Source organism: Aurantiacibacter hainanensis, from assembly GCF_036321025.1.
GTDB lineage: Bacteria > Pseudomonadota > Alphaproteobacteria > Sphingomonadales > Sphingomonadaceae > Alteraurantiacibacter > Alteraurantiacibacter hainanensis.
This window is the reverse complement of the sequence record NZ_JAZAPB010000001.1, coordinates 1,325,061-1,334,520: the sequence shown is the minus strand read 5'-3', so window position 1 is coordinate 1,334,520 and position 9,460 is coordinate 1,325,061. Positions and strand designations below refer to the sequence as shown.

Here is a 9,460-nt window from a genome sequence, read left to right as displayed (position 1 = left end):
CGGCCGACTTTGGCTCAGGCCTGGCCGGTTTCCTCGGCGATGAATTCCAGCAGCGCCTGATCGTACTGGTCGACTTCGCCGCTGGCCGCGATCTGCTCGTCGAGCCAGGCTTTTTCGATGCCCGTCACATCCGCCTCGGCAGCGACCTGATCGGTGTGGCTCGAACCTTCGTCCTTCCTGCCGAACACCACGCCGAAGGCGTTGGGCACCTGATTCGCCATGCGCCCCATGAAACGACCCACGCGCACCTTGTTGTCGGCGACGAAGGCATCGAGTTCCAGCTGGCGTTCGCGACTGATCTGCCCGTTCGAATGGGCGAAGCCCATCAGGAAATTGCCCACGCCCTGCACGAACAGGCGCTGGAATTCGGGAGCGTTGTCGGCCCCGGCAACGGCGTCCTTGATGCGGAACAGCACCTCGGCCTCGCGCCGGCTGACGGCGGCGGGGCGATCGCTCGCCTGGCCGAAGATCACGCGGCGCAGGATGCGACATTCCGCCGCGCTGACATGCGTATCGGACAGGTCCCCGCCGCAGCGCGTGGGGCCGGTGCCTTCCATGACCTCGCGCTCCAGCACGCCGAGGACGTAGGCCTTCAGCGTTTCCGGCACGTTCTGGGCGCGCTCGACGATGCGCGTCAGCAACTCCAGTTCGGTCATCGAGCAGACCTTGCCGTCCATCTCGACCTGGCCGATCAGCCACTCGGCTTCCTCGGCGCTGGCGAACCCGCGGGGGTCGGTGCCTTTCAGCACGTAATTCTGGATGGCCTCGACGAAAAAGTCGGACCATTCGCGCGACGGATCGTCGATGGCTCGCTGGGTCGCGAAGACGATTTCCGCCTCTTCGCGCGTCATGCGACCATCGGCCCAGCCGGCCTTGCGCAAGGCGAGCACCTCGTCGGCACTGATCGAGCGGTCGGTGGCGGCTTGCCTGGCGATCTCGGCGAATTCGAAACTCATGCGGATTTTCCTCCTGTCGCCAGGCTGTCATGCCGCATCAGGCTTAAATTCGCGTTACCGGCCGGAGAAATGCCCTATCCGCGCCGGGAAAGGGCCCGGATGCAGGCCTGGCGGTCCACGGCGGCTCCATCGCTCGATCGCCGGGCTTCCAGCCACGTGGCGACGGGCTCCGCTCCCGGTGAAAGCGGATAGAGATAGATGTCGAGCACACAGGCCTCGTCGCGGAACTGAAGCTTGCGCATGTCGCCCTCGGGCGTGTTCAGGCGCGGCTGGCCGAAACGGGCGACGAGCCTGGAGGCAGGCTGGCGGATGATGCCGTCGAGGCCGGGTCCCTGCAGGATCTCGGGCTGGCGAAAGCCCGCGACCGGGGGCGGGGGCGGCGGCGCCTCGGTGGGTGGTACCGTCCGCGGATCCACGGTGATGGGCGGTGGCGGCGGCGCTTGTCGCTGCTGGGGCGTGGAAACGCAGGCGGACAGCATCCCGGCAAGCAGGAGGGCGGATATCAGACGCATGTCAGGCAGCTTTCTGCAGTCTCGAATTGCGATGAAGGAGATGGGTCGCCGATGCTGCCCCCAGGACCGGCGCAAGGAAATTGACGAATGGGATGGCGAGCAAGGCGGCAATGATGCCGCCCAGCAGGAATCGTTCTGTCCGGCCGATCGGTGCCTGGACGCCTTGAGCATGGCGATGGCGCAGCCACACCATGTCCTGCAGTTCGCGGCCCAGCAGCAGCGCGTTGACGAGCAGGAACAGGGCGAAGGTGCCCACCCCCGTGAAGAGCAGGACAAGCGCGAAAGGCAGGGCGATGAGATTGGCCAGCAGGGCGCGGCCCGCGCTTCCCAGCGCGTTGCGCGCCTGCTCCGCCAGCGGCAGTTCGCGGGCGGTATGGGCAGCTTCGGGATAATACCGCGCTTCCACCGCCTGGACCACTTCGTCGGCGAAGAACTGGATCACGGCCATCGCCACGATGCGCCACACCAGCCACAGGCCAAGCAGCGCGACAAGAAAGGCCAGCGCCCCGCGGATCGCGCCCGCTCCGGCAAACAGCGTGTCGTCCAGCCCGCCGCGCGCCAGCAGCCAGTCGAGCAGGAACCAGCCGCCGCCGGCCACGAGCAGGAAGAGGATCACCGAGACGGCCACGCTCTTCAGAACGATGCGAAGCACCGCCCCATCGAGAAGCTGCCGCAGGCCGAGGCCCAGCGATGTGGCAAGCGTGCCCATAGGTCCTTGCGATTGCCCGGCCCATCGGCCAAGTCAACGCCGCGCCGTCAATGCGCGCACGATTATTTTCAGGAGAATGCATGACTGCCCCCCGTTACGACGTAATCGCCATCGGCAATGCCATTGTCGACGTGATGGCTCCCGCTTCGGACGAACTGGTTGAGGAGCTCGGCATGAACAAGGGCGGCATGACGCTGGTCGATGCGGACCAGGCGAAAGATCTCTATGCGGCGATGGGCCCGGCCAAGGAAATCTCGGGCGGCTCCGCGGCGAATACGCTGGCCGGGCTTTCGAGCATGGGCGCGCAGTGCGCTTTCGTGGGCCAGGTGGCCGACGACCAGCTGGGCAACGTCTTTGCGCACGATATTCGCGCCACCGGTATCGATTTCGACGTGCCGGCGCGCGAAGGCGAGCCGCCCACCGCGCGCTGCCTGATCTTCGTCACGCCCGACGGCCAGCGCACCATGAACACCTTCCTGGGCGCCACGCAGTTCCTCCCGCCCGAGGCGCTGGACGAGGAAGCCATCGGCGGTGCCGAGATACTCTACCTCGAAGGTTATCTGTGGGACCCGGAAGAACCGCGCAAGGCGATGCGCGCCGCGATCAAGAGCGCCAAGCAGGCCGGACGCAAGGTGGCCTTCACCCTGTCCGACGCTTTCGTGATCGAGCGCTACGGCGACGATTTCCGCGCGCTGATCGACGATGGTCTGATCGACATCCTGTTCGCCAACGAGGTGGAGCTGCGCGCCCTGACGGGCGAAGACGACTTCGACACGGGTATCGCGGCGCTGAAGGACAAGGTCCCCACGCTGGTGGTGACACGCAGCGAGAAGGGCGCGGTCTGCGCCACGGACGGGCAGATCCACACGGTGGAGGCCGAGCCTGTCGAGAAGGTGGTCGACACCACGGGAGCGGGAGACCTGTTCGCGGCTGGCTTCCTCTTCGGCCACGTTCGCGGGGAAGAGCCTGGGAAGTGCCTGCGCCGCGGCGCGATCGCCGCAGCGGAGATCATCAGCCACTACGGCGCCCGGCCCGAAACCGACCTGAAACAGCTGATGGCAGAAAAGCTCCCCGAATGATCGCCCGAGAAGAGGTAAATACGGCACATTGAGAAGCGTCTATTGTGCCAGACAGGTTAGGCGCGCGCGTGTTCAGGCTTCCAGGGCGCATTTGCCGCTCCGTGAAAACTGGGCTGGTAATTGCAAAGCGTTCGCATTAAGCCCTGCCCGCCTCGATGCTAGCAACGAAAAGGACCTAAGAATGCGCAAGATCGTACTCGCCGCCGCCATGGCCGGCACTGCCCTCACCCTCGCCGCCTGTGGCGAGACCACCGAGGACGTTGCCGAACCGGCTGCAGACACCGAAATGACCGATGTCGAAGCCGTCGACGCAGAGGCCGCGACGAGCACTGCCGTTCTCGATGCCAGCACCGCCACGACCGAGGAACTGGTGGCCATCGAAGGCGTCACGCCCGAACTGGCCGACGCCATCGTGGCCGGTCAGCCCTATGGCAGCGTGGTAGACCTCAATGCGGTGCTGATCGAAACGCTGTCGGAGGAAGAAGCCGCAACCGTGCTCGAAAGCGTCTTCGTGCCGATCAACCTCAACTCCGCCAGCAACGAGGAAATCGAGCTGGTCCCCGGCATGACCGATCGCATGGTCGGCGAATTCCTGGAGTATCGCCCGTACGAGGACATGGCCGAGTTCGACCGCGAAATCGGCAAGTATGTCGACGAGGAAGAGGTTGCCCGCTTCCGCCAGTACGTGACGCTCTAACGGCGCTGCAAGACGACCCTGACGATCTCGATCGCGGCCAGTATCCCGATGTGGATATAGGCCGTGGTCGGATCGAAGGCCGCCAAGGCCCAGTGCACGAACACCAGTATCGCCGCCGGGTAGACCAGCCTGTGCAGCCGCTTCCATGACCGCTTGAGCGCCCGCATGGAAGCGTCGTTGGAGGTGATCGCCAGCGGCACGAACAGGGCGAAGGCCAGCCACCCGGTCAGCATGTCGGGCGAGGTGAATTCGCTCAGCACCGGGGCCAGCGCGCCCTTGTTCACCAGATAGACGACCGTGTGCCCCAGGGCATAGGCGAAGCTGGCCACGCCCAGATCGCGCCTGCGCCGCATCAGCCACTGTGCGAAAGCGTTTCGCCGGAACGCCAGCCGAATGGGCGTCACCGCCAGTGTCACGAGCAGCAGCCAAGCCGCCCAGTCCCCGCTGTCGAGGATGGCATGTCCGTACCCGTAGGCATCGGGCGTGAAGGCCCAGCGGCCGAGGATCCAGAGCCCCGGCAGGGCGAGCACCAGCCACAGCAGCGGTCGCGAATTGACAAGGGCTTTCATCGACCTTCGCGCGCGATTTCCCGCCAGCCGATGTCGCTGCGGTAGAATCCGCTCGGAAAGTCGATCTTCTCGACAGCGGCATAGGCAGCGCGCTGCGCGGCCCTTGTGTCTTCACCGACCGCCGTGACGTTGAGAACGCGCCCGCCATTGGCGACCAGCACGCCTTCATCCAGCGTGGTTCCGGCATGGAATACCTTGGCGCCGTCCGTTTCGGCCCCGTCCAGATCGATCGCGCCGCCCTTCTCCGGCGTTCCGGGATACCCCCTGGCCGCCATCACAACGGTCATGGCGGTTTCCGTGCCGAAATCGGGCTCGGGCAGAGCCGCCAGAGAGCCGCTTGCGCAGGCCAGCATGTACTGCGCCAGGTCGCTTTGCAGGCGCATCATGAGCACCTGGCATTCGGGATCTCCGAACCGGCAGTTGTATTCCACCAGCTTCACGCCTTCGGCGGTCAGCATCAGCCCGGCATAGAGAACGCCGACATAGGGAGTGCCGTCCTTTTCAAGCTGCCGCACGGTGGGAAAGACGATGCGCTCCAGCGTCTCGGCCACCAGCGCTTCGCCCAGCACGCGGGCGGGCGAGTATGCCCCCATGCCGCCCGTGTTCGGGCCGGTGTCGCCCTCTCCCACGCGCTTGTGATCCTGCGCCGTGCCGAAGGAAATGACGCTGCTGCCATCGGTTAAGGCGAAGAAGCTGGCTTCCTCGCCTTCCATGAATTCCTCGATCACGACTTCCGCGCCAGCCTCGCCGAAAGCCCCCCCGAACATGTCGTCGAGCGCCTCCAGCGCGTGCTCCTCGCTCTCGGCGATCACCACGCCCTTGCCCGCCGCAAGACCATCGGCCTTCAGCACGAAAGGCGGAGCGAAAGTGGTCAGCGCCTGCCGTGCCTGTTCGAGCGAGGTGCAGTGGACGTATCCGGCGGTGGGAATGCCCGCCCGGTCGCACAGGTCCTTGGTGAAGCTCTTGCTGCCTTCCAGCCGGGCGGCGGCTTTCGATGGGCCGAAAACCGCGATGTCGGCGGCACGAAGGCTGTCGGCCAGACCGTCCACCAGCGGCGCTTCCGGCCCGATCACGACCAGCCCGATCGCCTTCTCCCGGCAGAACGCCGCCACGGCGGCATGGTCCGCCGCGTCCAGCGATACCAAATCGGCGCATTCGGCAATGCCCGGGTTGCCGGGGGCGGCGTAGAGGGTTCCCCCCTCTTTCGCCACGGCCGCGGATTGCGCCAGCTTCCAGCAAAGGGCATGTTCGCGGCCGCCCCCGCCCAGCACAAGGATATTCATGGCGCAAAGCACTCCCTACGACGATTCTTCGGACGACCGGCTGTTAGCGACCAGTGGCGCAGGCGACAATTCCGCGCCGCTCTCGATCACCGAGATTTCGCAGGCGCTGAAGCGCACGGTGGAGGATCGCTTCGGCTACGTCAGGTTGCGCGGAGAGCTGTCGGGCGTGAAGCTCGCGGCATCCGGCCACCTCTACCTTGCGCTGAAGGACGAGAAGGCCGTGCTCGACGGGGTGATGTGGCGCAGTGCCGTACCGCGCCTTGGGTTCCAGCCGGAAGACGGCATCGAGGTCGTCGCCAGCGGCAAGCTGACGACCTTTCCGGGGCGCAGCAAGTACCAGATCGTCATCGAGCGGATGGAGATCGCGGGCGAAGGCGCGCTGCTGGCACTGCTGGAAAAGACCAAGGCGAGACTGCAGGCGGAAGGCCTCTTCGACCCAGAGCGCAAGCGTGCCCTGCCCTTCGCCCCGCGCGTGATCGGTGTCGTGACCTCGCCCACCGGCGCGGTGATCCGCGATATCCTCCATCGGCTGGAGGATCGCTTTCCCAGCCACGTCATCGTCTGGCCGGTGCTGGTGCAGGGTGAAGGCGCGGCCAGGCAGGTTGCAGAGGCGGTGCGCGGCTTCGGCGACCTGCCCGAAGGCGGCCCCGTGCCCCGCCCCGACCTGCTGATCGTTGCGCGCGGTGGCGGCTCCATCGAGGACCTGTGGAGCTTCAACGAGGAGATCGTGGTGCGCGCCGTCGCCGAAAGCCCGATCCCGGTGATCAGCGCGGTGGGCCACGAAACCGACACCACGCTGTGCGATTACGCCGCAAATCGCCGCGCGCCCACGCCCACCGCTGCCGCCGAGATAGCCGTGCCGGTCCTGCGCGACATACGCGCGACTCTGGACGATCTCGCGCTGCGTCAGCGCAAGTGCGCGCTGCGCCCGGTGGAGCTTGGCCGGGAGCGGCTTTCCGCCCGCGCCGAACGGCTGCCGAAAGCCGAGCAGTTGCTCCAGCCCCATGCACAGCGGCTGGACGAGCTTGGCGAGCGACTGCGCCGCGGCCTCGTGGATCGCGCGGCGAAGGGGCGCGAGAAGCTGGCCGACCTGCGCCTGTCTCCGGCGATCCTGCGCGCCGGCCTGCGCGATTCGCGCCAGCGACTTGCCGCCGCCCGCCTGACCCCTGCCCTCGTGACGCGCCCGATCGCCGAGCGGCGCGAGCGGCTGGCCGCGCTGGAGCGACTGCGCCTGCAACTCGATCCCAAAGCGCCGCTGCAACGCGGCTATGCGCTGGTGTGCGCCGAGGGCCATCCGGTCATATCCTCGCGCGAGGAAGCTGCCCGTCAGCCCCTGCTTACGCTGGAGTTTGCCGACGGCACCTTGCAGGTCGTCCCGGGCTCCACGCCGAAGAAGCCGACACGGCGCGGGCAGGCGGAGGTCGAGAGCGGGCAGCCCAAGCTGCTTTGATCCGAACTGCCTTCACCATCCAAATTGCGCTCGCCGCCATGGCGCACTACATAGGCAGACATGTTGATGTCATCCTCCGACAAGGCCGCCACTCTCCTCTATGGCCCGAACGGGTTTCGCGTCGTGAAGCCGGGGCACTTCGTGCTCTGCGCCGTCAGCGGCGTGCCCGTGCCGCTGGAAGAACTGCGCTACTGGAGCGTCGATCGCCAGGAAGCCTACGCCAGCGCGGAACTTTCCGCCCGGCGCGCGCTTGAGGACATGTGACAGGCACCCGACGTTTCTCAGCCATAATAGCCGGTTGCGCCGCCATCGCGGCCTGCACCGTCGTTCCCGAATCTCAGCCCCGGACGCCTTCTCCGCAGCAGGTCGAAGTCGTCCAGCCGGTGGCCACCCCGACGCCTGCGCCGGTTCCAACGCCTACCCCCACACCCACTCCCGCCGGGCCCAGCACCTTCGTCTACGATGGCGAACTGACGCAGGGCGGCTGGATCAGGGGGCAGGCTCCCGCCGGGACCGCCAGCGCGCGGCTGGGTGAAACCGAACTGCTCCTGGACGCCGAGGGCCGCTTCTTCGCCGCGTTCGACCGCGATGCGGGCCGCGAGGAGGTGCTCGTCGCCACGCTGGAGAACGGCCGCGAAGTGCGCAGCCCGCTGACGGTTGCGCCGCGCGACTGGGAGGTCGAGAGGGTCAACGTGGCCCGCCGCGCCGGGGGCTCGAGCGAGAGCTTCATGCGTCGCCGTCAGCCGGAACTCGACGCCATCTGGGATGCGCGGACTGCCGCATCGGACACGGACGGCTGGAAGCAGGATTTCATCTGGCCGCTGACCGGCCGCATTTCCGGCCGGTTCGGCTCGCAGCGCATCTATCGCGGCGAACCGGGCAGCTATCATTCGGGCATCGACATCGCCACCGGCGGGAGCGGCGATCCCTTCGTCGCGCCCGCGGCGGGCGTGGTGACGCTGGCCGTCCGCGATTTCAGCCTCGAAGGCAATCTCCTGATCATCGATCACGGTGCCGGGCTGAACAGTGCCTTCCTGCATCTGTCTGATATCGCGGTGGAGCAGGGTGAGCGGGTGGAGCAGGGGCAGTTGCTTGGCCGCATCGGCTCGTCGGGCCGGGCAACCGGGCCGCACCTGCACTGGAGCCTGAAGTGGCACCTCACGCGGCTGGATCCGATCCTGTTCACTGGCCCCATGCCCTGAGCAGGGGCGGCGGAGCGAATGAGACAGCGCCGACTTATCGCCGCAGCGCTGCTGGCCGTGGCGCTCTCGCCCGGCACCTTCGTGCGGACAGAGATCGTTCCCTCCACAACCGCGAACCTCGCGATCACGCCGGAGGAAGACCTGCCGGACACCGCGGAGGCTTCTGGCTTCACGCGTGAGGGGGTGTGGCACCTGACCGGCTCGACGCTCGAGTTCGGCGGCTATTCCGCGCTTCTGGTTACCGCAGACGAGACGCTGCAGGCCTTTTCGGATCGGGGCAAGCAGCTGACTTTTGCCGCACCCGACACGGCAAGCGAACGCGATGCCACGCTGCTATCGATCTGGGATCATGGTCGACCCGGCGAGTCGGCTTCGGACATCGAGGCGGCGACCCGCGACCCGGCAACGGGCGACTTCTGGCTGGCTTTCGAGAATGCCAATTCGGTGGCGCGTTTCACCGCTGCGGGCGAATTCCTGACTTCCCGCCTCCCGCCCGAGTGGCAGACCTGGCCTGACAACAGCGGTGCGGAAGCGATGACCCGCCTGCCCGACGGTCGATTCCTGGTCCTGCCCGAACGCAGCCCGACCGGGCTGATCTATCCTTCCGCTCCTACCGACGAGGTGGAAGCGACGACTTTCGCCGTGGGCATTCCCGCAGACTATGCCCCGACCGATGCGGCAGCCCTGCCCGATGGCCGCGTGCTGGTGCTTCTTCGCAAGCTGGAATTCGGCGTTCCGCCGTTCTCCAGCGCCATCGGCCTCGCCGATCCGGCTTCACTGGAGCGCGGCGATACGCTGGACGTCGCGCTGCTGCTGCAGCTGGAGGCGATCCTGCCGCGGGAGAATTACGAGGCGCTGGTCGTGGGCGAAACGGCCGACGATGGCAGCGTCGAGCTTTGGCTGATGTCGGACGACAATCTCAGCGGTTTCCAGCGGACCTTGCTGGCGCGCCTGCTCTGGCAGCCTGGCGGGAACTAGCCCGCGCACGAAAAAGCGCGCGGAG

General features: G+C 66.8%; 11 protein-coding genes. 6 read left to right on the top strand and 5 right to left on the bottom strand.

The features are described 5' to 3' along the window. Positions 1 to 14 precede the first annotated feature (14 nt). The 3 genes from AAA989_RS06670 to AAA989_RS06660 all read right to left on the bottom strand — a co-directional run bounded on the left by AAA989_RS06670 (position 15) and on the right by AAA989_RS06660 (position 2,177). Positions 15 to 956 (bottom strand): hypothetical protein, encoded by a 942-nt coding sequence (locus tag AAA989_RS06670; protein ID WP_338241978.1) that lies wholly within the window; start codon positions 954 to 956, stop codon positions 15 to 17. 74 nt (positions 957 to 1,030) lie between these two features. Beyond that, positions 1,031 to 1,468, bottom strand: a complete 438-nt coding sequence (locus AAA989_RS06665; RefSeq protein WP_338241977.1) for a hypothetical protein — start codon at positions 1,466 to 1,468, stop codon at positions 1,031 to 1,033. A gap of 1 nt (position 1,469) precedes the next feature. Continuing rightward, positions 1,470 to 2,177, bottom strand: coding sequence for an EI24 domain-containing protein (locus tag AAA989_RS06660; protein WP_338241976.1), 708 nt, complete (start codon positions 2,175 to 2,177; stop codon positions 1,470 to 1,472). An 80-nt stretch (positions 2,178 to 2,257) separates the two neighbouring features. Between AAA989_RS06660 and AAA989_RS06655 the strand changes: the two genes are divergently transcribed. Both AAA989_RS06655 and AAA989_RS06650 read left to right on the top strand, forming a co-directional pair. After that, the gene (locus AAA989_RS06655) at positions 2,258 to 3,256 is read left to right on the top strand and encodes an adenosine kinase (protein WP_338241975.1); all 999 of its coding nucleotides are present in this window, start codon (positions 2,258 to 2,260) and stop codon (positions 3,254 to 3,256) included. A gap of 181 nt (positions 3,257 to 3,437) precedes the next feature. Beyond that, positions 3,438 to 3,953 (top strand): ComEA family DNA-binding protein, encoded by a 516-nt coding sequence (locus tag AAA989_RS06650; RefSeq protein ID WP_338241973.1) that lies wholly within the window; start codon positions 3,438 to 3,440, stop codon positions 3,951 to 3,953. Here the strand turns inward: AAA989_RS06650 and AAA989_RS06645 are convergent. Both AAA989_RS06645 and purD read right to left on the bottom strand, forming a co-directional pair. After that, positions 3,950 to 4,522, bottom strand: a complete 573-nt coding sequence (locus AAA989_RS06645) for a protein-methionine-sulfoxide reductase heme-binding subunit MsrQ (protein ID WP_338241972.1) — start codon at positions 4,520 to 4,522, stop codon at positions 3,950 to 3,952. The two genes, AAA989_RS06650 and AAA989_RS06645, sit on opposite strands and share 4 nt — an antisense overlap. Continuing rightward, positions 4,519 to 5,805, bottom strand: a complete 1,287-nt coding sequence (gene purD / locus AAA989_RS06640; protein ID WP_338241971.1) for a phosphoribosylamine--glycine ligase — start codon at positions 5,803 to 5,805, stop codon at positions 4,519 to 4,521. Before purD ends, AAA989_RS06645 begins: the two co-directional genes overlap by 4 nt. Between purD and xseA the strand changes: the two genes are divergently transcribed. From xseA to AAA989_RS06620, 4 genes are read left to right on the top strand one after another with little or no spacing between them, the layout of a single operon-like run. Continuing rightward, a complete protein-coding gene (xseA, locus tag AAA989_RS06635) occupies positions 5,804 to 7,255 on the top strand; it encodes an exodeoxyribonuclease VII large subunit (protein ID WP_338241970.1) in 1,452 nt (483 codons plus the stop codon). The genes purD and xseA overlap by 2 nt on opposite strands. A 60-nt stretch (positions 7,256 to 7,315) precedes the next feature. Next, positions 7,316 to 7,519 (top strand): DUF2093 domain-containing protein, encoded by a 204-nt coding sequence (locus AAA989_RS06630; protein ID WP_338241969.1) that lies wholly within the window; start codon positions 7,316 to 7,318, stop codon positions 7,517 to 7,519. Next, a complete protein-coding gene (locus AAA989_RS06625; protein ID WP_338241968.1) occupies positions 7,516 to 8,457 on the top strand; it encodes a M23 family metallopeptidase in 942 nt (313 codons plus the stop codon). The genes AAA989_RS06630 and AAA989_RS06625 overlap by 4 nt, the downstream gene beginning before the upstream one ends. A gap of 18 nt (positions 8,458 to 8,475) precedes the next feature. Then, entirely contained in the window at positions 8,476 to 9,435 is a 960-nt protein-coding gene (locus tag AAA989_RS06620; protein ID WP_338241967.1) for an esterase-like activity of phytase family protein, read from the top strand. Positions 9,436 to 9,460 lie beyond the last annotated feature (25 nt).

Excerpts from the sequence above, each read along its gene's own strand:
- AAA989_RS06620 (WP_338241967.1), top strand. The coding sequence starts at position 8,476 with ATGAGACAGCGCCGACTTATCGCCGCAGCGCTGCTGGCCGTGGCGCTC.
- AAA989_RS06655 (WP_338241975.1), top strand. The coding sequence starts at position 2,258 with ATGACTGCCCCCCGTTACGACGTAATCGCCATCGGCAATGCCATTGTC.
- AAA989_RS06660 (WP_338241976.1), bottom strand. The coding sequence starts at position 2,177 with ATGGGCACGCTTGCCACATCGCTGGGCCTCGGCCTGCGGCAGCTTCTC.
- AAA989_RS06630 (WP_338241969.1), top strand. The coding sequence starts at position 7,316 with ATGTTGATGTCATCCTCCGACAAGGCCGCCACTCTCCTCTATGGCCCG.
- AAA989_RS06665 (WP_338241977.1), bottom strand. The coding sequence starts at position 1,468 with ATGCGTCTGATATCCGCCCTCCTGCTTGCCGGGATGCTGTCCGCCTGC.
- AAA989_RS06650 (WP_338241973.1), top strand. The coding sequence starts at position 3,438 with ATGCGCAAGATCGTACTCGCCGCCGCCATGGCCGGCACTGCCCTCACC.
- purD (WP_338241971.1), bottom strand. The coding sequence starts at position 5,805 with ATGAATATCCTTGTGCTGGGCGGGGGCGGCCGCGAACATGCCCTTTGC.
- xseA (WP_338241970.1), top strand. The coding sequence starts at position 5,804 with ATGGCGCAAAGCACTCCCTACGACGATTCTTCGGACGACCGGCTGTTA.
- AAA989_RS06670 (WP_338241978.1), bottom strand. The coding sequence starts at position 956 with ATGAGTTTCGAATTCGCCGAGATCGCCAGGCAAGCCGCCACCGACCGC.
- AAA989_RS06645 (WP_338241972.1), bottom strand. The coding sequence starts at position 4,522 with ATGAAAGCCCTTGTCAATTCGCGACCGCTGCTGTGGCTGGTGCTCGCC.